Source organism: Nocardia sp. NPDC057663, assembly GCF_042799895.1.
Classification (GTDB): Bacteria; Actinomycetota; Actinomycetes; order Mycobacteriales; family Mycobacteriaceae; genus Nocardia.
In genome coordinates this window covers 17,190-38,656 of sequence record NZ_JBHVHX010000035.1, presented here as the reverse complement: position 1 = coordinate 38,656, position 21,467 = coordinate 17,190, and the positions used below count along the sequence as shown (strand labels likewise).

Sequence of the window (21,467 nt, the reverse complement as noted above, 5' to 3'; positions counted from 1 at the left end):
TGTTGTCCTTGCTGGCGGAGGCCAGCCGGGTACCGTCCGGACTGAACGCCACCGAGTACACCCAGTCGGAGTGACCGGTCAGCGGATCCCCGACCTGATCGCCGGTCGCCGGATCCCACAACCGCACGGTCTGATCGGCACCCGCAGAGGCCACTCGCGTGCTGTTCGGACTGAACGCCACCGCGTGCACCCAGCCGGAGTGACCGACGAGCGGGTCACCCATAGGCTTGCCGGACAGCACGTCCCACAACCGCACGGTCCCATCGGCACCCGCGGAGATCAATCGCTTGCCGTCCGGGCTGAACGCCACCGAGTACACCCCGTCGGTGTGACCGACGAGCGGATCGCCGACCTGTTCGCCCGTGGCCGGATCCCACAACCGCACCATCCTGTCGAAGCCGGCGGAGGCCAGCCGGGTGCCGTCCGGGCTGAACGCCACCGAGTAGACCCCGTTGGCGTGCGCGGTGAGCAGGTCGCCGACCTGTTCGCCGGTCGCCGGATCCCACAACCGAATCGTTTTGTCGATGCCGGCGGAGGCCAGCCGGGTGCCGTCCGGGCTGAACGCCACCGCGCTCACCGAGTTGGAGTGACCGGTGAGCGGAGCGCGATCCTGCTGCTCGGTACGGTGGCTGAAGGCGACGCGGGCGTTGACCAATGCCTTGGTGGCCTGCCACAGCGGGGCCGGGGTTGCCAGGCTGCTCTCGGCGGCGAGAGCCAGAGCGACCCCGGCATTGCCGGCGGCATCGCGAGAGGCCGCGGTCAGGGCAAGAGCCACCGCCTGGTCGCGTTGGCGCACCGCCTCGCGTTGTTGCACCATCGCGAGCCGTGCTGCTGCGACCGCCAAGACGGTCAGCAGGACCAATCCGACGACGGCGGCGCGCCGAAACCGCCGGAAGCGGCGATGCTCGCGCAGATCCTCGCTGGCCAGTTCGTATTTGGGTTTGCCATGGATCGGGGCTGCCAGGTCGGTGACCTTCTCCCGGAACAACGGTGCGCGAGGATCCCACGGCGCATCCTCGCTGACATCGACATAGAACGGTTCGGTGGGCAGGGCCCCGGGCTGCGTCAGCACCGGCAGGGATACGTCCGATCGGTCCGGGTCGAACCGTCCGGTGTCGGCGTCCCAGCTCAGGTACCCGTCGGCCAGTACGAACAGCAGCCGGTCCGGTCCACGCCGCTGCAGCCAGTGGGCGACCTCCTTGTTGACCCACCCCGAGGCCGCCGAGTGCGGGGAGAGCACCACGATCAGATATCGGGCGCGGTCCATCGCCTCGATGACCGTGCGCCACAAATCGGGGCTGGCGGTGAGATCGGTGGCGTCGCGGAACACCCGCAACGCGTGCAGGTGTCCCATGCGGCGGCCGATGCGGTGCAGGCCCTTCTGGATTCCCGCAGCGACCGGTCGATCATCGTGGGCATAGGAGATGAAGGCGTCGTAGCCGAACGACTCCTCTTCCCCGCGAGCCTGCCCCGGAACTTTCGGGACCTGAGCGCACATGGGTAATCTCCTTGCCCTCCAGTCGGGGACGCATGAACTGGACGGCCTGATCGTGACGCACCCGAGCTCGGACCCACGCGCGTAATCCGCTACTCGACTTTCGCCGCACGTGAGCGGCCACGCCGGCGACGCCTATCGGCCACGCGTCGCCGGTAGGAGCATGACCGATGAACGACTGACCGCGGGCAGCTGCTCGGCCGTGGATTCGAGTGCTCGGAGGTGGCCGGCTGTGCTGATGGCCGACGAACAGGAACCACGCCCAAGCCGGCGGCAAGCGCACCTTCCGCCGCCGGGCGGGCGGCTGACCTACCGCACGAAAAAGCCCCTCACCTGCGTGTCAGGTGAGGGGCCTCGAGTGGAGCTGCCGGGAATCGAACCCGGGTCCTCCGCCGCGTCTTCAGGGCTTCTCCGTGTGCAGTTCGCTAGGCCTCTACTTGGACCTCCGGGTCTCGCGAACAAGCCCGGATGACGATCCCAGTCGCTGTTTGATGTCCCGTCCGACTCCGCGACCGAGCCGAACGGTAATTCCCTCTAGCTGATGCCAGTACCCGGGTCGAGGGACGAACCCGGACTGACAGAGACGACCTGCTACTTAGGCAGCGAGGGCGTACTCGCGCTGATTGGAATCGGCGCTTAATTGGTTGCAACGACGCTTACGGTGGTCTCTTGCCTGCACCGACACGCTTCCCCTGAATCAACGTACGCAGTCGAAACCGTTCAGCCCCGTACGTGCCCGCACCGTGCGGGCTAGTCATATTAACACTGCCGCCACCGCGGATCTTCCCATTATTTCTGCCAGTGGGCGATGGCGCCACGGTGACCTGATAGCGAACGTCACCGGCCCGGCTCGGTCAATCAGGGTGGCGGTGCCGGTCGAGGCGAGTACTGTTCTCGATCGGTCGTACCGGGACAGTGAAATCCTTTGGGCGGCTGGAGCAAGGAGTTACCTGATGGCATTCACCACACCGCGGGCACTGCGCCGTGCCGCGGCGATCCCGCTCGTAGCCGGTCTCGTCTTGGCCGCTGCCTGCTCGTCGGGCGAGCAGGACGCCGGCCCCGGCGTGACGAGTGCGCCCTGCCCTGGGTCGGCGCACAAGGATCGGGGCTGTATCTATCTCGGCGTGCTCTCCGACCTCGGGGGCGGGCCGTTCGCACCGCTCGGCATCTCGATGAACGAGGGACAGCTGGCGTTCTGGAACCAGGTGAACCAATCGGGCGGCATCGGCGGCTACGACATCGACATCACCACCTACAGCCGCAACACCTCCTTCGATCCGCGGGTTCACCGCACCGCCTACCACGAGATCGAACCGCACGTGCTCGCGCTGGCGCAGAGCCTCGGTACGGGGCAGTCGATCGCGCTGCTCAACCAGATGGACACCGACGACATGGTCAGTGTCGCGGCCACCCAGTGGTCGGGCTGGAACTATCGCAGCGCCGACCGCAACCTGGTGCTCAGCGCGGGCTACTCCTACTGCACCGAAGCCGTGATGGGGCTGGACTGGTTCGCCGAGAACCACTACGCGCCACGCAATATCGCCATCGTCGCCTATCGCGGCAACTGGGGCGGCGACTACGCCAGCGGCGCGCTGAAGTGGGCACTGGCCAACTCGGCCACCATCGCCGACCGCATCGACACGGGCCCCAACGGCGAGGTCGGCAACCAGGACAGCCCGGTCGAGGAGGTGCTGGCCGCGTCACCGGATCTGGTCATGCTGGCCACCGGACCCGCCGAAACCGCGGAGATCGTGGGCAAGCTCGTGAAGGCGGGCTTCACCGGCCGGTTCCTCGGCTCCCTGCCCACCTGGAACGCGGCCCTGCTGCAGACGGCCGCCGCGCCCGCGCTCACCGCGCTGTACAACTACACGACCCCCGTCGACAGCTGGAGCGGTGACAGCATCGGCGCCCAGCGCGCCCGCGCGGCCGTCGACCACGAACCGGCCAACTTCGGCTACTCGCTGGGCTGGGCGATCTCCTATCCGCTCAAATCCCTGCTCATCGCGGCCGCCGCCGACGGCGAGCTCACCCGCTCCGGCCTGCGCCGCACGATCACCGATCTGAAGACGGACGGGGAGGGCATGGTGGTGGTTCATCCGGCCGGTGCCACCGCACCCGATCTGTCCACGGAGTGGTCGGTGGTGTTCAAGCCGGACGCGACCGCGCCGATGGGGGCCAGGGCGATCAGCACCGGCTACCAGGGGACCACGCTGGGACGATTGGGCATCCAGGAACCCTGCACCCGGCTCTAGCGGCTCAGTTCGCGGCGATCATCCCGACCGCCGCGAGCGCGAGCACCATCCCGACCTTCTGCAGCCCGCCTATCCGCTCACCGAGCAGGACCATCGCCAGCAGGACGGTCGCCGCCGGATACAGCGAGCCGATCACGCTGACCACCGACAGCATCGAGCCGTGGAAGGCGTACAGCAGCGCCGCGTTGGCGATCACGTCGAGCACGCCGATCGCCAGCGCCAGCCGCAGCGGTTCACCGTGCAGGCCACGGAACTGACCGGCGGCCAGCGCCGAGGTCCACACCACGGCCGTCGCCGCGGCGCGCTGCCCGAGCAGCGGCCACAGGCCCGCGCTCGCGCTCGTCTCGTGCAGGAAGAAGAACGCGAAACCGAACGCGGCGCCCGACCCGACAGTGAGCAGCGCGACCCGGCGGCTGAACCGCAGTTCGCGGCCGCCGATGATCTCCTCGGTCGTCTCGTCGGGCGCCTCCCGGCTGACCAGCACCACCGCCACCAGCGCGAGCCCGATCCCCGCGATCGCCGCCGGACCCGGCCGTTCGCCGAGGAAGAACCCCGCGATCACCGGAATGCCCGCGACCAGCACCGCGGTCACCGGCGACACCACCGCCATCGGCCCGTCGGCCAGCGCGGCGTAGAACCACCACACCGCCAGCCCGCTGGCGACACCGGCGGCCACGCCCCACAGCATCGACGCGGCGTCCGCGTGCCCGCCGACCAGCGGCGCGATCAGCAGGACCAGCAGCACCGACCACGGGTACGACACGACGACCACTCGCAACGCGGTGACCCGCCGTGCCGCGATCCCGCCGAAGAAATCACTGACTCCGTACCCCGCCGCCGCCACCAGGGCGAGCAGGACGGAGATCAACGCATGCCTTTGACCCGCCGACCGATCTCGCGCGTGACCTCACGCTCGGCCTGCCTGCGGGCCAGGTCCTGGCGCTTGTCGTAGTCCTGCTTGCCCTTGGCGAGGGCGAGCTCCACCTTCACCTTGCCGTCGGAGAAGTACATCGACAGCGGCACCAGTGTCTGGTTGCCCTCCCTGGACTTGCCGACCAGGTGCTCGATCTCGCGCTTGTGCAGCAGCAGCTTGCGGGTGCGCCGCGGCGAATGGTTGGTCCACGTGCCGTGGCTGAACTCCGGAATGTGCAGGCCGCGCAGCCACACCTCGCCGTTGTCGACGGTCGCGAAGGCGTCGACGAGGGAGGCCTTGCCTTCGCGCAGGCTCTTCACTTCGGTGCCGACCAGCGCGATCCCCGCCTCATAGGTGTCGAGGATCGTGTAGTTGTGCCGCGCCCGGCGGTTGGTCGCGATGACCTTCCGGCCCTTTTCCTTCATGACAGTCAACTCTAAGTGACCGCGCCACCCGTTTATTCCGTGGTCCGTCCCGCCCTCAGCTCGCGACGCGTTCGGCGGCGCGGGCCAGCGCCCGGTCGCGTTGCTCCTCGAACCGGGCCGCCTTGGCCTCCAGGTCGACCAGGTAGGCGTGCAGTTCATCGCGCGCGCGTTCGCCCTCGGCGCCGAAATCGGTGCGGTCGAAGACCTTCCAGGTGCGCAGCACGGGCTCGAGCACGACGTCGAGGTGCTGGCGCAGGTCGTAGACGCCGTGCTTGGCCAGCAGTACCGCGTTGCGCCGGAAATTGGGCTGGTTGAGACCGGGCATCTGGAAACGCAGGACGACATCGGCGATGGCCCGCATGGTCGCGTCGGGCGTGAGGTCGAGGGCGGCCGCGCACAGCTTGCGGTAGAAGATCATGTGCAGGTTCTCGTCGGTCGCGATACGCGCGAGCATCCGGTCGGCGATCGGATCGTTGCACAGCCTGCCGGTGTTGCGGTGGCTGATCCGGGTCGCCAGCTCCTGGAAGGTGACGTAGGCGACGCCCTTGAGGAACTGCGAGCCCGGCTCCGGCTTGGCGATGCCCGCGGTCATGTGCGCCATCCTGGCCTCTTCCAGCGCGACCGGGTCGACCGCGCGCGTCACCACCAGGTAGTCGCGCATGACGATGCCGTGGCGGTTCTCCTCGGCGGTCCAGCGCCCGACCCAGGTGCCCCAGGCGTTGTCGAAGCCGAAGGTGTCGGCCAGCTCACGGTGGTAGGAGGGCAGGTTGTCCTCGGTGAGCAGGTTGGTGATCATCGCCGCCTTGGCGACCTCGCTGAGCCGCGACTGGCCCGGGTCCCAGTCCTCCCCGCCCATCGCGGCGAAGTTGCGCCCGTCGTCCCACGGCACGTAGTCGTGCGGATGCCAGTCCTTGGCCTTGGCCAGGTGGTCGTTCAGGTTGGCTTCGGCGGTCGGTTCGAGCTCGGCCAGGATGTCGCTGTCGGACAGGACCTTCATAGATGTCACCTCGGTTTGCGGGTGGGAACGGCGGTTCCCCTGTGCCCCACCTTGGATGCTGAACGCGGCGCCGGTGGTCACATGACGAAACGTTGTGCCCGGTCACAGGAAGCCGCGGTGTGGGCTAGGCGGGCGGTAGCCCCGGGCCGAACTGGTCGATCCGCAGCGGCAGCGCGGGCCACGGGGTCAGGTCCGGTGTCAGCTCGCCGACGACCAGGACGCCCGCGTCGTCGAAGGCGGCCCTGGCCCGGTCGACATGGTCGCCCGAGGTCACCAGCACGGCGGCGCGCAGGTGGTGCTCGGCCATCAGCGCGGCGGTGTTGCGGGCGTTGGCCACGGTCGAGTCGGCGTGCGGCTCACGCAGAATCCGCGCCGGGTCGATGCCCGCGGCCACCAGCCAGTCGGCCATCGCGTCCGCCTCGGTCAATCCGCTCTGAGGATTGCCGCCGGTGACGATGATCGGCGACCACGGAGCGAACACCGCCTGCACGAAGCCGGCCCGCAACCGCCGGACCAGTTCCGCGCGCAGGGCGCCCTCAGGCGTCAGTCCGTAGCCGAGGATCACCACGGCGGTGTCGTCGCCGTAGGTGCCGGGCAGCTCCGGCGTCAGCACCCGGTGCAGATCCTGCGCCGGGATCGGCGCCGACGGCTGCGCGGTCACCACTTGTGCTGCGGCACAAACGAATCCGGTCGCTATCAGGGCCGCGCACACCCCTCGCGTCATCCCGCTGACCCACACCATTCCCGTTGCCTCCTCGAGCCGGGACCGATCAACTCGATCGGTCGGAGGAGGCCGAGAGTGCGCCGGGAATCGGGCCGCCGACAGCGCTATGACCTGCGGCTACTACAGGTCACAGCGCTCGGCGCGATTCGCTGGTCCGCAGCATCGCAAACATTCCGGAACCACGCAGGTGCCGGATGTCGACGGCGAGTGCGGATGCGGTGGGTCAGCCGCCGGGGCGCAGGGCCAGGTAGAGCGCCAGGGCCGCGGCGAAGAGGAGGATCAAGGCGACCGTCGACCAGCGCGGCCTGCCCCGGTGGACAACGGAGTGGTGGCCGCCGAGCAGGCTCGGCGCGACCGTGGGGTCGGCGTGCCGGTGCGGCATCGGTGGCAGCGGGCTGTCGGCTCCGCCCTGGCTCGCGCCGCCCGACATCTCGCTCTCGGAGCCCTCACCGTTCGCCATGGCTCGACAGTATCGCGCGACGCCCCGGTTCGTCGCGCGTTCCTTTCCCGCCTGTGCGGGCTCCTGACACCGCTGTCGGCGTAGCCTCACCGGAGCTTCGCATGGCCGGAGCGACGGCGGCGGACGCCTATCCCTCGTTCAGCGCCGCAAGCACTCCCTCGCCGTAGCGGGCCAGCTTGTTCTCGCCGACGCCGCCGACGGTGCCGAGTTCGGCGAGCGAACCCGGTTTGCGCGCCACGATTTCGCGCAGGGTCGCGTCGTGGAACACCACGTAGGCGGGCACGCCCTGTTCCTTGGCGGTGGCAGCGCGCCAGGCGCGCAGTCGTTCGAACACCGGCAGCTCGGTCGCAGGCAGGTCGACGGTCGCCTTGGCCGATTTCGAGGCACGCGCGGGCCGGGCCGCGCGTTCGGGTTCGCGCCGCATCGGCACCTTCTTGCCCTCGAACAGCACCTCGTTGCTGGCGTCGGTCAGCGCCAGCACGCCGTACTCCCCCTGCACCGCGAGCAGTCCGCCCGCGAGCAGTTGACGCACTACGCCACGCCATTCGGTATCGCGCAGATCGGTGCCGATGCCGAACACCGACAGCTCGTTGTGCCGGTGCTGGGTGATCTTCGGGTTGGTTTTGCCGAGCAGGATGTCGACGAGATGGCCGGCGCCGAAGGCCTGTCCCCGCTCACGTTTGAGCCGCAACACGGTCGAGAGCAGCTTCTGCGCAGGCACCGTGCCGTCCCAGGTCTCCGGCGGGTTCAGGCACACATCGCAGTTGCCGCAGGACTGGCCGGGCTGGCCGAAATAGTTCAGCAGCTGCACGCGACGGCAGCCCACCGTCTCGCACAGGGCGAGCATGGCGTCCAGGTGCAGTTGCAGCTGCCGACGGTGCGCGGCGTCGCCTTCGCTGGAGTCGATCATCTTGCGCTGCTGGACGACATCGGCCAGGCCGTAGACCATCCAGGCCGTAGACGGTTGCCCGTCGCGGCCGGCGCGGCCGGTCTCCTGGTAGTAGCCCTCCACTGATTTGGGCAGGTCGAGGTGGGCGACGAAACGCACGTCGGGCTTGTCGATGCCCATGCCGAAGGCGATGGTGGCCACCACGATCAGGCCGTCCTCGCGCAGGAACCTGGCCTGGTTCTCGGCGCGGGTCCGGTTGTCCAGGCCCGCGTGATAGGGCACCGCGCGCACGCCGTTCTCGTTGAGCAGGGCCGCGGTCTTCTCCACCGAATTGCGCGACAGGCAGTAGACGATGCCCGCGTCGCCGGGATGCTCGGCGCGGATGAAGTCGAGCAGCTGACGGTCGGCGCGATTCTTCGACTCGATCCGGTACTGGATATTGGGCCGGTCGAAGCTGGAGACGAACTGCTTCGCCGCGCCGAGGTCGAGTCGTTCGACGATCTCGGCGCGGGTCTTCTCGGTGGCGGTCGCGGTGAGCGCGATGCGCGGGACGTCGGGCCAGCGCTCGTGCAGCAGCGACAGCGCGAGATAGTCGGGCCGGAAGTCGTGGCCCCACTGGGACACGCAGTGCGCCTCGTCGATCGCGAACAGCGCCACCGTGCCGCGTTCGAGCAGCCGCAGCGTCGATTCCAGGCGCAAGCGTTCCGGCGCGAGGTAGAGCAGGTCGAGTTCACCGGCGACGAACTGCGCCTCGACCGTGCGCCGCTGATCCGGCGACTGCGTGGAATTGAGGAACCCGGCGCGCACACCGAGCGCGCTGAGCGCGTCGACCTGGTCCTGCATGAGCGCGATCAGCGGCGAGACGACGACACCGACACCGGATCGCACCAGCGACGGCACCTGATAGCACAGTGATTTACCGCCGCCGGTCGGCATCAGGACCAGCGCGTCACCGCCGCCGACGACCTGCTCGACGATGGCCGCCTGGTCACCGCGGAAGCTGTCGTAGCCGAAGACCCGGCGCAGCACCTCCTCGGCGGTCTCCCCGCGTGCGGGGGCCGCGGCCCGCCCCGGCCTGGCGGGGGCGAGGTCGTCGAAGTGGAAGCCGCCGGTGTCATGGAAATCGTGCTCGGAGACATACCCTCCGTCGGACGGGTACGCGTCGTCGGGCGGGAAGTCTTCGGGCGGGAAGTCGTCGACATCGGGGGCTGTGGCGCCGGAATTGCTCACCGGGCCATCCTACGAGCGAGCGCCGGGCCCGCAGCCCGTCCACCGGACCCGACGACGGCGTTCACCGGAATCTGCTCACATGTGGATAACTCGGATCAGCCGCGCAAACGGGCGAGGACCTCGTCCTGGAGCAGCCCGTTGCTCGCCACCGCGTCGCCACCGTGCGGGCCGGACCGCCCGTCCAGGGAGGTGAACACGCCACCGGCCTCGCGGACCAGGATGTCGAGCGCGGCCAAGTCCCACAGCGACACCTCCGGCTCGGCGGCGATGTCGACCGCGCCCTCGGCGACCAGGCAGTAGTTCCAGAAATCACCGTATCCGCGGACCCGCCAGACCGCGTCGGTGAGATCGACGAACTTCTCCCGCAACCCACGCTCGTGCCAGCCGGACAGGCTGGAGAAGGCCAGGCTCGCCGAGCCGAGATCACCCACCGCCGACACCGTGATCGGCTTCGGCGCACCGGGGTGCACCTGGGCCCACGAGCCCGAACCCGCCGCCGCCCACCAGCGCCTGCCCAGGGCGGGCGCGCTCACCACGCCGACCACGGGAACGCCGTCCTCGAGCAGCGAGATCAGGCTGGCCCAGACCGGCACACCGCGGACGAAGTTCTTGGTGCCGTCGATCGGGTCGACCACCCACTGCCTGCCGGTGAACTCGGCGTCACCGCCGAATTCCTCGCCGAGCACGGCGTCGCCGGGACGTTCCTCGGCGAGCACGCGCCGGATCACCTGCTCGACCGCCAGATCGGCATCCGAGACCGGGGTCAGGTCCGGCTTGGCGTCGACCTTCAGGTCGACGGCGCCGAAACGCACCCGCGAGATCGCGTCGGCCTCGTCGGCCAGTCGGAGAGCAAGGTCCAGGTCAGCGGAGTAGGCAGCCACAGAGGAAGTGTATTTGGCGGGCCGGCGCACGAGAGGTCGCGGCCCCTCGTGTCCTGCCTGCGTCGCCGCATCGAGGTCGGCGAGCGCCGGCCGGGGCGCCGCGGACTCGGTCAGGCCGCGACCTGGGCGGCGCGTGCGGCCACCAGAGCGCTTGTCCACCAGTGCAACTGGTCGAGCATCGCGGCGGCCGCGGCCTCGAACTCCTGCGGCTCCCGCAACTGCCCGTTCTCGTCGAAGAGCAGGTAGTAGCGCGGGAACGAGACGTAGTTGCGCACGGTGTGGGCGTTGAGTTCGTTGAACACTTGGCGCAGGTGCTCGATGGCCAGCAGTCCGCCGGAGCCGCCGCTGTAGCCGACGAAGCCGATGGACTTGGCGTCCCACTGGGTGAAGTGCCAGTCGATGGCCGACTTCAGGGCGGCCGGGTAGCTGCGGTTGTAATCGGGTGTGACGACGACGTAGGCGTCGGCAGCGGCCAGCCGCTCGGTGAGATCACTCATGCCGGCCGGACGCGGCATGTCGGGGTTCACCGCGGGCGGCACCGGCGGCAGCGCGGCGGGCAGCTCGGCCTCGGCCAGGTCGATGACATCGACCTCGAACCGATCGTCGACCTGCTGCGCGAACCAGTTCGCGACCACCGGACCGAACCGGCCCTCCCGGACACTGCCGATGATGATCGCGAGCTTCAGTCGCTGTGCGGACATGTTGTCCTCCTCTGTCGTTGATCCGGCCGGTTCGGCCGATGCGTCAACAGTCGCCCGCCACGAACCTGGCAGGGAGACCACGCCGAGAGTGGTAGTGGCACGGCCACTCTCCGCGTCGCGCGGCTGGGTACCGTCGATCAGGTGAGCGACAACGAACTCGGGCTGTTCCTGCGTACGCGCCGCGAGGCGGTCTCCCCCGCCGAGGTCGGGCTGCCCGCGGGTCAGCGCAGGCGCACGCCGGGACTGCGCCGCGCCGAGGTGGCGATGCTGGCCGGGGTGAGCGTGGAGTACCTGATCCGGCTCGAACAGGGCCGCGACCGGCACCCCTCCCCGCCGGTGCTGTCGGCGCTGGCCGACACGCTGCGGCTGAGCCCCCGCGAACGTGTGCACCTGCACCAGCTCACCAAGGGCATGTCCGGTTTCAGCTGCGGCGCCGCCGAGAACGGACCGAACCGCACCGTCCGGCCGACGATCCGCGCGATCCTCGACCAGCTCGAACCCGCGCCCGCCGCGATCACCAACCGCTTCACCGAGGTGCTCGCCTGTACCGAGGGCTACCGCAAGCTGATGGCGCCCAGCGGCCTGTTCGAGCAGGGCGAGCCCGCCAATGTGGCCAGGTTCGTCTTCACCCATCCCGGTGCGCGCGAGCTGTATCCGGACTGGGATTCCGCGGCCGACAAGCTGGTCGCCTCGCTCAAGCAGGGCCCGTTCCGCGCCGACCCGATGGTCGCCGCCCTGGTCGACGAGCTCACCGTCACCGCGGGCAGCGCCTTCACCGATCGGCTGGCCGCGCTGCCCGGGTTGCCGCCGTCGGGCGGGATCAACCGGATCAGCCATCCCGAGGCGGGCACGCTGCGCCTGGCCTACGAATCGCTGGATCTGTCCATCGACGACGACCAGTCGCTGTATGTCCTGCTGCCCGCCGACGAGGCGAGCGCGACCGCGCTGGACCGTCTGGTCGGGCGGCACCCCGGCGGCTTGCGCGCCATCGCGAGCTGACCCGCGCGTGCCCTGGCGGGTGCGCGTGTTTACCCGTGTCGGAGCCGACCGGTAACCTTGGGAATCGTGCATCCTGACGTTATCGCCGACCTCGCCGAACTCGACACCACGCTCAAGACGGTCGAGTCGGTCCTCGATGTCGAGGAGCTACGCCGTCGCATCGACGAGCTCGAGCACCAGGCGGCCGATCCCGAGCTGTGGAACAACCAGGACCACGCCCAGCAGGTGACCAGCGAGCTCTCGCACGCCCAGAGCGAGCTACGCCGCGTCGAGGAACTGCGCCAGCGCCTCGAAGACCTGCCGGTGCTCTACGAATTGGCCGAGTCCGAAGAGGGCACGGCCGCCGAGGAAGCCACCGCCGACGCCGACAACGAGCGCGCCGCGCTGCGCGTCGACATCGAGGCGATGGAAGTGCGCACCCTGCTCTCGGGCGAGTACGACAAGCGTGACGCGCTGGTCAACATCCGCTCCGGCGCCGGTGGCGTCGACGCCGCGGACTGGGCCCAGATGCTGATGCGCATGTACATCCGCTGGGCCGAGCGGCACAAGTACGTCGTCGAGGTCTACGACACCTCCTACGCCGAAGAAGCGGGCATCAAGAGCGCCACCTTCGCGGTGAAGTCGCCCTATGCCTACGGCACGCTGTCGGTGGAGATGGGTACGCACCGACTCGTCCGGATCAGCCCGTTCGACAACCAGGGCCGCCGCCAGACCTCCTTCGCCGAGGTCGAGGTGCTGCCGGTGGTCGAGACCACCGACCACATCGAGATCCCCGAGGGCGAGGTCCGCGTCGACGTGTACCGCTCCTCGGGTCCGGGTGGCCAGAGCGTCAACACCACCGACTCCGCGGTCCGCCTGACTCACATCCCCACCGGCATCGTGGTCACCTGTCAGAACGAGAAGTCGCAGCTGCAGAACAAGATCTCGGCCATGCGCGTGCTGCAGGCCAAGCTGCTCGAGCGCAAGCGCCAGGAAGAGCGCGCGCAGATGGACGCGCTCAAGACCAACGAGGGCGCGTCGTGGGGCAACCAGATGCGCTCCTACGTCCTGCACCCGTACCAGATGGTCAAGGACCTGCGCACCAACTATGAGGTGAACAACCCCTCGGCGGTGCTCGACGGCGACATCGACGGCTTCATCGAATCCGGAATCCGTTGGCGCATGCGGGAACAGGCCGACGTGTAGCCACTGGTTCGCTCGCCCGTCCCGGGCGTGTTCGCGTTTGACCGGGCACCGAGACCCCGCTGTAACCTTTCGGGTGTGTGTTCGAGCGAACCGGAACCGTGCCAGCGCAAGCCCCGTCGACTCTCGGCCGGGGCGAGGCGATGAGCGCCGTCCTCGCGATCAACACTGCCCCGGAGATCTCCGGGTGGCTGCGGTCGAGCGGCCTCGAGATCGTCCTGCTGGTGGTCGGCGCGATGCTGTTCGGCCGCTTCGCCGCGTTCGTGCGCGACCGGGTGACCACCAAAATCGACGCCGGTTTCCACTCGAGCGACGCGCTGGTCCGCACCGAAGCGGCCAAGCACCGGCACGCACTGGCCCAGGTCATCACCTGGGTGGTGCTGACCATCGTCTACGTGCTGGTCGGCATGGAGGTGTTGCGTAGACTCGGCTTCGCTGTGACGGGTCTGGTGGCCCCGGCGGCCGTGCTCGGCGCCGCGCTCGGTTTCGGCGCCCAGCGGATCGTCCAGGACATCCTGGCCGGGTTCTTCCTCATCACCGAACGCCAGTACGGCTTCGGTGACGTGGTGCAGATCTCGGTCACCGGCTCCGCCGATCCGGCCGAGGGCACCGTCGAGGACGTGACGCTGCGCATCACCACCCTGCGCAACTCCGACGGCGAAGTGATCATCGTCCCCAACGGGCAGATCGTGAAGGTGACCAACCTGTCCAAGGACTGGGCCCGCGCCGCGATCGACGTACCGGTGTCGGCGCAGGCCGACATCACCAAGATCAACGAGGTCCTGCACGAGGTGTGCACCAAGGCCTACCAGGATCGCCGCCTCAAGCCACTGCTGCTCGACGAACCGTCCGTGATGGGTGTGGAAGATCTCTCGCTCGACGTGATGAACATCCGGATGGTTGCCCGCACATTGCCGGGCAAACAATTCGAAGTGGGGCGCGAACTGCGCGTACGCGTCGCCGCGGCCCTGCGTAAGGAAGGAATCAGTGAAACCACGTAAGTCGACGGCGATCCTGATGGCCACCTGGGTGTCCACGTTCGTCGTCTACCTGTTCGTCAAGCCCGCCGAGACCGCGAACATCGGCCCGGTGTCGCTGCTCAACGCCGTCCCCACCTGGGTCGATCCGACGCCCTAGGATTGCCCGCCGCCTCGCCGACGGCGTCGGGGCCCGGTCACCGCCAGGGTTCGCTGGCTAGACTGGCTCCCCGTGATCACCATGCGCAACGTCACCAAGTCGTACAAGACATCGACGCGGCCGGCGCTGGACAACGTCTCCGTCGAGGTGGACAAAGGCGAATTCGTCTTCATCATCGGCCCGTCCGGTTCGGGAAAGTCGACCTTCATGCGGCTGCTGCTCAAGGAGGAAGCGCCGACGGCGGGCGAGATCCGGGTGGCCGATTTCCGGGTCGACCGGTTGCCGGGACGCAAGGTGCCGAAGTTGCGGCAGCGGATCGGATGCGTCTTCCAGGACTTCCGGCTGCTCCAGCAGAAGACCGTGGAGCAGAATGTGGCCTTCGCGCTTGAGGTGATCGGCAAACGACAGCAGTTCATCGAACGCACCGTGCCCGAGGTACTCGACATGGTCGGGCTCGGCGGCAAGGGCAACCGGTTGCCCTCGGAGCTGTCCGGTGGTGAGCAGCAGCGCGTGGCGATCGCGCGCGCGTTCGTCAACCGGCCGCTGGTGCTGCTCGCCGACGAGCCGACCGGCAACCTCGACCCCGACACCAGCGCCGACATCATGTCGCTGCTGGAACGGATCAACCGCACCGGCACGACCGTGCTGATGGCCACCCACGACAATCACATCGTCGACGCGATGCGCAGGCGGGTGGTGGAGCTCGACCACGGCAGACTCGTGCGCGACGAGGCGACCGGCGCCTACGGGGTGGGACGATAATGCGACTGAGTTTCCTGTTCACCGAGGTCGCCGACGGTCTGCGCCGCAACCTGACGATGACCGTCGCGATGGTCCTGACCACCGCGGTGTCACTGATGATGCTCGGCGGCGGCATGCTGTCGGTGCGCATGGCCGACAAGACCGAGAACTTCTTCATCGGCAGGCTCGAGGTGCGGTTCTACCTCGACGACGCCGTCTCCGCCACCGACCCCGACTGCGCCGCCGACCCGTGCAAGTCGCTGCTCGCCGACCTGAAGAACACCTCGGGTGTGGAGAGCGTGCAGTTCCTCAACCGCGCCGACGCGCTGGACGAGGCCAAGGAGCTGTTCGCCGATCAGCCGGAGATGGTGCAGTACATCGCCGACTCACCGCTGCCCGCCTCGCTGCGGGTGAAGATGACCGACGCCGATCAGTACCAGCACATCTACGACAGCTTCGCGACCAGGCAGGGCGTGCGGATCGTCGCCAACGACAAGGAGTTCGTCGACCGGCTGGTCAGCCTGTTCGACGGCCTGCGCAATGCCGCGTTCGGCCTGGCGCTGGTGATGGCGCTGGCGGCGATGCTGCTGGTCTTGAACATGGTGCAGATCGCCGCGTACACGCGGCGCACGGAAGTCGGCATCATGCGCCTGGTGGGCGCGACCCGCTGGTACACGCAGCTGCCGTTCCTCCTGGAAGCGGTCGCGGCCGCCTTCGTCGGTTCGGTGCTGGCGATCCTCGGGCTGGTGATCGCCCGGCCGCTGGTCATCGATCGGGCGCTGGGCCCGCTGTTCGACAGCAATGTCTTCCCGCGCATCACCGGTGACGACATCGCCGTGGTGGCACTGACGATCGCCCCGATCGGCATTGTCTTCGCCGCGGTAACGGCCTACCTCACCCTGCGGTTCTACGTCAGGGAGTAGTCCGCCACCACGCTCCGCGATGGCGGGGACTCGTCAGCGAGTCCCCGCCATCGGCGTCCGCGCTCCGAGCGACGCGCCGAGCTGCGCGGTGAGTTCGGTGCGCTGGCGGTCCAGGTCGGCGATGCGCCGGTTCAGCTCGGCGGTGCGCTCGGACATGATCCGCACCGACATCTCACACGCCTGCACCGGCCCGTCCGGCTCGGCGCACGGCATCAGCTGACCGATGTCCTCGGTGGTGAGACCGGCTGCGAGCAGCTCACGGATCTTCGCCACGGCCGCCGCCGCCGCTTCCGGATAGCTGCGGTACCCGTTCGGGTCGCGGTGCGGATGCAGCAGCCCCTGTTCCTCGTAGTAGCGCAGCAGCCGTGTGCTGACGCCGGTGCGGTGCGCGAGTTCGCCGATCAGCATGTGATCGCCCGCACGTTCGCCTTGACCTTCACACCCATGTCAATCCCTAACCTCCGTCGTATGACAACGATTCCCCTGCAGACGACCGTCCACGGATCCGGCCCCGGCATCGTCCTCGCCCACGGCGGCGGCGGCTCGATCGAGAGCAACTACGGCGTCGTCCTGTCCGACCTCGCCGCCGAACACACCGTGGTCGCCTCCGACTACCCCGGCGACGACACCCCACTGACCCTCGACGACCTGGCCGACGCCCTGGTGGCGGCCGCGGTCGACGCCGGTGTGCCGACCTTCACGATCGTCGGTTTCTCGCTCGGCACCGCCGTCGCCGTGCGCGCCGCCGCCCGGCATCCGGAACGAGTCACCGGCCTGGTGCTCACCGCCGGGCTGGCCGTGCCCGACAACCGGGCCAGGCTGATCGTGCGGGCCTGGCAGGATCTCCTCGACCGGGGCGCGCACGAGAGTTTCGCCCGGCTGGTGCTGCTGACCGGGTTTTCCGCCGAGTTCGTCAACGCGCTACCCGCCGCCGCGATCGAGGAGATGGTCGCGCAGACCGCCGCCGCGATCCCGGGCGGCACGCGCCGGCAAGCCGCGCTGATCGAGACGGTCGACACGACGTCCGATCTGCCAGGCATCGCGGTGCCGACGCTGATCGTGAACACGACCGCCGATCTGCTCGTCGACCCGGCCAATTCCCGTGCACTCGCCACCGCGATTCCCAGCGCCGAGTACACCGAGATCGCCGCGGGCCACGTAGTCATGGCCGAGCAACCCGACGAATGGCGCAAGGTCCTGCTCGAATTCCTCGCGCGGCGCGGCCTGTAGCGCGACGTCAGCCGAGGGAGCGCAGCTGGGGCCACAGTTGCGACCACGGCCGGACCGGCTCGCGGCAGACGAACAGCGGTTCACCCTGCTCGTCGTTGTCGATTCCCAGGCCGTTGTCGAGGACGCCCGCCGGTTCGACCACCGAACACAAACCGGTGAGCCGATTGCGATCGATGCCGACAGTCAGCACCGCGGTCGCGGCGTCCGGCGGTGGCCCCCACCACCAGTAGGCGTTGTGGCCCGAATACGGTGTCGGCAGACCGTATTCGGCGCCGTAGCGCTCGACGGCGCCGGCTTCGCCGTAGTTCGCGGTGAGGATGGCGGCGCCCGGTGGACGGGCCGCCGCCACCTGCGCGACGAACCGGGGCCAGCCGATCGTCTCGCCCGCGTCGTAGTTCACCGCGAGTACGGGCGAGTCCGGCAGCTGCGCGACCGGAAGCACCGGCAGGAACAACACGGCCGACATCGCGGCGTTCAGCGCGAGCGCCGAACCCACTGCCGCCCAATGCTTTCCGGAGTCACCCAGTACCCGGGCGAGTCCGACCGAACCTGCCGCGAGCAGCACCGGATACATCCCGCCGAGGTAGTAGGCCTTGCCGCCCGCAACCAGGAACACCACGAACAGCAGTCCGTAGGCCAGCGGGAAGGCCCGGCACGGCGAGCGCCACAATCGCCATAGCCCGTAGGCCCACAACGGCACCAGCAGCGGGCCGAACAAACCGAACTGCAAGAGCACGAACATGATCGGTGAATCCGAGGTCCCCGACGAACCGCCCGCGATCGCCCTGCTCAACGCCCATTGCGGCCAGCCGTTGTCGGCCTGCCACCACAGATACGGCGCCGCGATCAGCGTCGCGATCCCGACCGCCGCCGCGAAATACTTGGTGGCGAACACTTTTCGCCGCTCGGTCAGGAGTATCGCGACGGCGAGCGCGCCGACGGGTATCACGATCAGCACCTTGTTCTGCACACCGAGCCCGACCACCGCGCCGACCGCGAGCCACCACCGCGGATCGGCACCGCGCAGCAGCTTCAGCACCACCAGACAGATCAGCGACCACGCCGCCAGATCGAACACAGTCGTACCGAGCTGGTGACCCGCCGTCTGCACCAGCGCCGCGCTCGCCACGGCACCGGCGGCCAGCGCCCGCGCGCCACGTCCCCCGCCCAGCTCTTTCGCCATCAGCCCCGCGCACACCACGACGAAGGTCGCGGCGGCGATCGCGGGCAGTCGTAATACCCACAGCGCATCGGGGTCGATCGCGGCCATCAGCCGGGCGAGCGCGGGGGTCAGCGGCGGCTGGTCGGGATATCCCCAGTCCAGGCGGCGGCCCGCGGCCAGGAAGTACATCTCGTCGCGGTGGTAGCCGTAACGACCGGACGTGATCAGCAGAACCAGGGCGAAAACCGACGCGATCACGGTCACTCGTCCAGACTGACACGAAATCACCGATTCCGCGGCCGTCGACGAGCTTCTTACTCCGGAGTAAGATAGACTTACCGAGGAGTAAGATAGCTGGGGTCACAAGCGCCCCGACAGCCGAGGAAATCAGGTGATGATGAGCACTCGAGACAGCGCGACGAAGCGACGTCCGAACGACACGTCCGCGGTCGGGCTCAGCCAGCCCAAGCGGGACTGGATGGGCGCCGCGATGCGCGCTTTGACGACCATTACCGGGTCGGAGCTCGCCGAGAAGTACAACCTGCGCAAGCCCATCGAACGCGTCACCTACGAGGGCACCAAGACCGGGTTCCGTACCCTGGGCGCGGCCACTCGCACCTTCGCCAAGGCCACCGGCGGCGGTCAGCCGAAACGCCTGGACGACAACGAGGCAAAGACGAAGGACTACTTCGACCTCACTCCCTCCGACGAGCAGCAGATGATCGTCGAGACGGTGCGGGACTTCGCCGGCGAGATCCTGCGCCCGGCCGCCTACGAGGCCGACAACGCGGCCAAGGCGCCGCGCGATCTGCTCGAGCGCGCCGCCGAACTCGGCATCACCCTGATCAATGTTCCCGAGGAGCTGGAAGGCGCGGCCAGCGAGCGTGGCGCCGTCACCAATTCCCTGGTGGCCGAGGCCCTCGCCCACGGCGACATGGGTCTGGCGCTGCCGATCCTGGCGCCCAGCGGCGTGGCCGTCGCCCTGTCCCAGTGGGGCACCGACGCGCAGCAGCAGACCTACCTGCCCGCCTTCACCGGCGAGAACGTGCCGCAGGCCTCCGTGGTGATCAACGAGCCGCGCGCGCTGTTCGACCCGTTCGCCCTGCAGACCAAGGCCACCCGCTCCCCCAGCGGCTTCCGCCTCACCGGCGTGAAGAGCCTGGTCCCGGCCGCCGCCGATGCCGAACTGTTCATCGTGGCCGCCGAACTCGACGGGCGCCCGGCGCTGTTCATCGTCGAGTCCGACTCCGCCGGCCTGTCCGTCGAGGCCGACCCGAGCATGGGTCTGCGCGCCGCGGGCCTGGGCCGCCTGGTCCTGGACAACGTGGCCGTCGGCGCGGACGCCGTGCTCGGGGACGGCGACGCCAAGGCGCGCGCCGAGGAATACTCCGACGCGGTGCAGCTGGCTCGCCTCGGCTGGTCGTCGCTGGCGATCGGCACCGGCCAGGCCGTGCTCGACTACGTGATCCCCTACGTCAACGAGCGCGAAGCGTTCGGCGAGCCCATCTCGCACCGCCAGGCGGTCGCGTTCATGGTGGCCAATATGGCGATCGAGCTCGACGGTCTCCGGCTCGTGACCCTGCGGGGTGCGTCACGCGCGGAGCAGGGTCTGTCGTTCGCCCGCGAGGCGGCGCTGGCGCGCAAGCTCGCCACCGACAAGGGCATGCAGATCGGTCTGGACGGCGTGCAGCTGCTCGGCGGCCACGGCTTCACCAAGGAACACCCGGTCGAGCGGTGGTACCGCGACCTGCGAGCCGTCGGCGTTGCCGAGGGCGTGGTGCTGGTCTAGCCGGTCCGTCTTCGATACCCAGGAGAATTCCATGATCAACCTCGAACTCCCCAAGAAGCTGAAGGCGAGCGCCAACCAGGCCCACCAGGTCGCCGCGCAGATCTTCCGTCCCATCTCCCGCAAGTACGACCTCGGCGAGCACGAGTACCCGGTCGAGCTCGACACCATGGCCGCCATGGTCGAGGGGCTGGCCGACTCCGGCACCCAGAAGATCGGCGGCGCCGCGGGCGGCCGCAACGACGAGGCCGGCCGCACCGACATCCTCGCCAATGCCAACGGCGGCAACATGTCCGCGCTGCTCAACGCGCTCGAGACCTCGTGGGGCGACGTCGGCCTGATGCTGACCATCCCCTACCAGGGTCTGGGCAATGCCGCGATCGCCGCGGTCGCCACCGACGAGCAGCTGGCCCGCTTCGGCAAGGTGTGGGCGTCGATGGCCATCACCGAGCCGTCGTTCGGTTCCGACTCCGCCGCGGTCACCACCACCGCCGTCCTCGACGGCGACGAGTGGGTCCTCAACGGCGAGAAGATCTTCGTCACCGCCGGTGAGCGTTCCACCCACATCGTGGTGTGGGCCTCGGTCGACAAGAGCCTGGGCCGCGCGGCGATCAAGTCGTTCGTCGTCCCGCGGGACGCTCCGGGTCTGTCGGTGGCGCGGCTCGAGCACAAGCTCGGCATCAAGGCCTCCGACACCGCCGTGCTGCTGCTGCAGGACTGCCGCATCCCGGCCGACAACATCCTCGGCTCGCCGGAAGTCAACGTGGAGAAGGGCTTTGCCGGGGTCATGCAGACCTTCGACAACACCCGCCCGCTGGTGGCCGCGATGGCCGTCGGTGTCGCCCGCGCCGCGCTGGAGGAGCTGCGCACCATCCTCACCGAGGCCGGTGTCGAGATCTCCTACGACACCCCCGCGATGAACCAGCACGCCGCCGCCGCCGAATTCCTGCGCCTGGAAGCCGATTACGAATCGGCCTACCTGCTGTCCCTGCGCGCCGCGTGGATGGCCGACAACAAGAAGCCCAACTCCCTCGAGGCTTCCATGTCGAAGGCCAAGGCAGGCCGCACCGGCACCGACGTCACCCTCAAGGCCGTCGAACTCGCAGGCACCCTGGGCTACTCCCAGCGCCTGCTCCTGGAGAAGTGGGGCCGCGACTCGAAGATTCTGGATATCTTCGAAGGCACCCAGCAGATCCAGCAGCTGATCGTGGCTCGCCGCGTCCTCGGAAAGACCAGCGCCGAGCTCAAGTGAGCTGGTAGACAACGGAACCGGTGCGAGTCGCGACGACTCGCACCGGTTTTTCGTTGCTGGGAGTACGTGCAGCCGGATCCGGCGCCAG

General features: G+C 68.8%; 21 protein-coding genes and 1 other RNA gene. 10 read left to right on the top strand and 12 right to left on the bottom strand.

Annotated features, from left to right (window positions below; genetic code table 11):
• The coding region (locus tag ACFVAV_RS34535) for a toll/interleukin-1 receptor domain-containing protein (protein WP_379039864.1) at positions 1–1,498 on the bottom strand (1,498 nt) is incomplete at its 3' end.
• A gap of 353 nt (positions 1,499–1,851) precedes the next feature.
• Positions 1,852–2,223, bottom strand: a transfer-messenger RNA (tmRNA) gene (ssrA, locus tag ACFVAV_RS34530).
• A gap of 225 nt (positions 2,224–2,448) precedes the next feature.
• Between ssrA and ACFVAV_RS34525 the strand changes: the two genes are divergently transcribed.
• Positions 2,449–3,747 carry an ABC transporter substrate-binding protein gene (locus tag ACFVAV_RS34525; RefSeq protein ID WP_379039863.1) on the top strand — a complete coding sequence of 433 codons (1,299 nt, stop codon included), beginning with the start codon at positions 2,449–2,451 and terminating at the stop codon, positions 3,745–3,747.
• Positions 3,748–3,751: 4 nt separating this feature from the next.
• Here the strand turns inward: ACFVAV_RS34525 and ACFVAV_RS34520 are convergent, their stop codons facing one another.
• From ACFVAV_RS34520 to ACFVAV_RS34485, 8 genes are all read right to left on the bottom strand, one after another.
• Positions 3,752–4,615 carry an EamA family transporter gene (locus ACFVAV_RS34520; RefSeq protein WP_379039862.1) on the bottom strand — a complete coding sequence of 288 codons (864 nt, stop codon included), beginning with the start codon at positions 4,613–4,615 and terminating at the stop codon, positions 3,752–3,754.
• Positions 4,612–5,085: an SsrA-binding protein SmpB gene (gene smpB / locus ACFVAV_RS34515; protein WP_110036321.1), complete on the bottom strand. Its 474-nt coding sequence runs from the start codon at positions 5,083–5,085 to the stop codon at positions 4,612–4,614. Before smpB ends, ACFVAV_RS34520 begins: the two co-directional genes overlap by 4 nt.
• A 55-nt stretch (positions 5,086–5,140) precedes the next feature.
• Positions 5,141–6,082, bottom strand: coding sequence for an acyl-ACP desaturase (locus ACFVAV_RS34510; RefSeq protein ID WP_379039861.1), 942 nt, complete (start codon positions 6,080–6,082; stop codon positions 5,141–5,143).
• A 124-nt stretch (positions 6,083–6,206) separates the two neighbouring features.
• Positions 6,207–6,743 carry a YdcF family protein gene (locus tag ACFVAV_RS34505; RefSeq protein WP_379039860.1) on the bottom strand — a complete coding sequence of 179 codons (537 nt, stop codon included), beginning with the start codon at positions 6,741–6,743 and terminating at the stop codon, positions 6,207–6,209.
• Positions 6,744–7,029: 286 nt separating this feature from the next.
• Positions 7,030–7,266 (bottom strand): hypothetical protein, encoded by a 237-nt coding sequence (locus ACFVAV_RS34500; protein ID WP_379039859.1) that lies wholly within the window; start codon positions 7,264–7,266, stop codon positions 7,030–7,032.
• Positions 7,267–7,393: 127 nt separating this feature from the next.
• Entirely contained in the window at positions 7,394–9,385 is a 1,992-nt protein-coding gene (recQ, locus tag ACFVAV_RS34495; RefSeq protein ID WP_379039858.1) for a DNA helicase RecQ, read from the bottom strand.
• A 95-nt stretch (positions 9,386–9,480) separates the two neighbouring features.
• Positions 9,481–10,266 carry a histidinol-phosphatase gene (gene hisN / locus ACFVAV_RS34490; RefSeq protein WP_379039857.1) on the bottom strand — a complete coding sequence of 262 codons (786 nt, stop codon included), beginning with the start codon at positions 10,264–10,266 and terminating at the stop codon, positions 9,481–9,483.
• Positions 10,267–10,376: 110 nt separating this feature from the next.
• Positions 10,377–10,967 (bottom strand): NADPH-dependent FMN reductase, encoded by a 591-nt coding sequence (locus tag ACFVAV_RS34485; protein WP_379039856.1) that lies wholly within the window; start codon positions 10,965–10,967, stop codon positions 10,377–10,379.
• A 141-nt stretch (positions 10,968–11,108) separates the two neighbouring features.
• Between ACFVAV_RS34485 and ACFVAV_RS34480 the strand changes: the two genes are divergently transcribed.
• The 6 genes from ACFVAV_RS34480 to ftsX all read left to right on the top strand — a co-directional run bounded on the left by ACFVAV_RS34480 (position 11,109) and on the right by ftsX (position 15,949).
• Positions 11,109–11,966, top strand: coding sequence for a helix-turn-helix transcriptional regulator (locus ACFVAV_RS34480; protein WP_378855622.1), 858 nt, complete (start codon positions 11,109–11,111; stop codon positions 11,964–11,966).
• Between the two features lie 66 nt (positions 11,967–12,032).
• Positions 12,033–13,151: a peptide chain release factor 2 gene (prfB, locus tag ACFVAV_RS34475; RefSeq protein ID WP_379039855.1), complete on the top strand. Its 1,119-nt coding sequence runs from the start codon at positions 12,033–12,035 to the stop codon at positions 13,149–13,151.
• 140 nt (positions 13,152–13,291) lie between these two features.
• Positions 13,292–14,149: a mechanosensitive ion channel family protein gene (locus ACFVAV_RS34470; protein WP_379039854.1), complete on the top strand. Its 858-nt coding sequence runs from the start codon at positions 13,292–13,294 to the stop codon at positions 14,147–14,149.
• Positions 14,136–14,285, top strand: a complete 150-nt coding sequence (locus ACFVAV_RS34465; RefSeq protein ID WP_379039853.1) for a hypothetical protein — start codon at positions 14,136–14,138, stop codon at positions 14,283–14,285. Before ACFVAV_RS34470 ends, ACFVAV_RS34465 begins: the two co-directional genes overlap by 14 nt.
• Positions 14,286–14,357: 72 nt before the next feature.
• Complete coding sequence (gene ftsE / locus ACFVAV_RS34460) at positions 14,358–15,047, top strand: cell division ATP-binding protein FtsE (protein ID WP_379039852.1); 690 nt, start codon at positions 14,358–14,360, stop codon at positions 15,045–15,047.
• On the top strand, positions 15,047–15,949 hold the full coding sequence (gene ftsX / locus ACFVAV_RS34455) for a permease-like cell division protein FtsX (RefSeq protein ID WP_379039851.1): 903 nt from the start codon (positions 15,047–15,049) through the stop codon (positions 15,947–15,949). Before ftsE ends, ftsX begins: the two co-directional genes overlap by 1 nt.
• A gap of 33 nt (positions 15,950–15,982) precedes the next feature.
• Here ftsX and ACFVAV_RS34450 read toward each other — a convergent pair whose 3' ends face one another.
• The gene (locus tag ACFVAV_RS34450; RefSeq protein WP_379039850.1) at positions 15,983–16,357 is read right to left on the bottom strand and encodes a MerR family transcriptional regulator; all 375 of its coding nucleotides are present in this window, start codon (positions 16,355–16,357) and stop codon (positions 15,983–15,985) included.
• 60 nt (positions 16,358–16,417) lie between these two features.
• On the opposite strand from ACFVAV_RS34450, the gene ACFVAV_RS34445 reads away from it, so the two are divergent.
• Positions 16,418–17,179: an alpha/beta fold hydrolase gene (locus ACFVAV_RS34445; RefSeq protein WP_379039849.1), complete on the top strand. Its 762-nt coding sequence runs from the start codon at positions 16,418–16,420 to the stop codon at positions 17,177–17,179.
• A gap of 7 nt (positions 17,180–17,186) precedes the next feature.
• Here the strand turns inward: ACFVAV_RS34445 and ACFVAV_RS34440 are convergent, their stop codons facing one another.
• Positions 17,187–18,605: a glycosyltransferase family 39 protein gene (locus ACFVAV_RS34440; protein ID WP_379039848.1), complete on the bottom strand. Its 1,419-nt coding sequence runs from the start codon at positions 18,603–18,605 to the stop codon at positions 17,187–17,189.
• Between the two features lie 130 nt (positions 18,606–18,735).
• Here ACFVAV_RS34440 and ACFVAV_RS34435 point away from each other — a divergent pair, with 130 nt between their 5' ends.
• Positions 18,736–20,130, top strand: coding sequence for an acyl-CoA dehydrogenase family protein (locus ACFVAV_RS34435; RefSeq protein ID WP_379039847.1), 1,395 nt, complete (start codon positions 18,736–18,738; stop codon positions 20,128–20,130).
• Between the two features lie 31 nt (positions 20,131–20,161).
• Positions 20,162–21,379 (top strand): acyl-CoA dehydrogenase family protein, encoded by a 1,218-nt coding sequence (locus ACFVAV_RS34430; protein WP_379039846.1) that lies wholly within the window; start codon positions 20,162–20,164, stop codon positions 21,377–21,379.
• Positions 21,380–21,467: the final 88 nt, after the last annotated feature.

What these genes read in the sequence shown, in the direction of transcription:
- ACFVAV_RS34525 (WP_379039863.1), top strand. Translation starts at nt 2,449, where the DNA reads ATGGCATTCACCACACCGCGGGCACTGCGCCGTGCCGCGGCGATCCCG.
- smpB (WP_110036321.1), bottom strand. Translation starts at nt 5,085, where the DNA reads ATGAAGGAAAAGGGCCGGAAGGTCATCGCGACCAACCGCCGGGCGCGG.
- ACFVAV_RS34510 (WP_379039861.1), bottom strand. Translation starts at nt 6,082, where the DNA reads ATGAAGGTCCTGTCCGACAGCGACATCCTGGCCGAGCTCGAACCGACC.
- ACFVAV_RS34500 (WP_379039859.1), bottom strand. Translation starts at nt 7,266, where the DNA reads ATGGCGAACGGTGAGGGCTCCGAGAGCGAGATGTCGGGCGGCGCGAGC.
- ACFVAV_RS34485 (WP_379039856.1), bottom strand. Translation starts at nt 10,967, where the DNA reads ATGTCCGCACAGCGACTGAAGCTCGCGATCATCATCGGCAGTGTCCGG.
- ACFVAV_RS34470 (WP_379039854.1), top strand. Translation starts at nt 13,292, where the DNA reads ATGAGCGCCGTCCTCGCGATCAACACTGCCCCGGAGATCTCCGGGTGG.
- ftsX (WP_379039851.1), top strand. Translation starts at nt 15,047, where the DNA reads ATGCGACTGAGTTTCCTGTTCACCGAGGTCGCCGACGGTCTGCGCCGC.
- ACFVAV_RS34450 (WP_379039850.1), bottom strand. Translation starts at nt 16,357, where the DNA reads ATGCTGATCGGCGAACTCGCGCACCGCACCGGCGTCAGCACACGGCTG.
- ACFVAV_RS34445 (WP_379039849.1), top strand. Translation starts at nt 16,418, where the DNA reads ATGACAACGATTCCCCTGCAGACGACCGTCCACGGATCCGGCCCCGGC.
- ACFVAV_RS34435 (WP_379039847.1), top strand. Translation starts at nt 18,736, where the DNA reads ATGATGAGCACTCGAGACAGCGCGACGAAGCGACGTCCGAACGACACG.
- ACFVAV_RS34430 (WP_379039846.1), top strand. Translation starts at nt 20,162, where the DNA reads ATGATCAACCTCGAACTCCCCAAGAAGCTGAAGGCGAGCGCCAACCAG.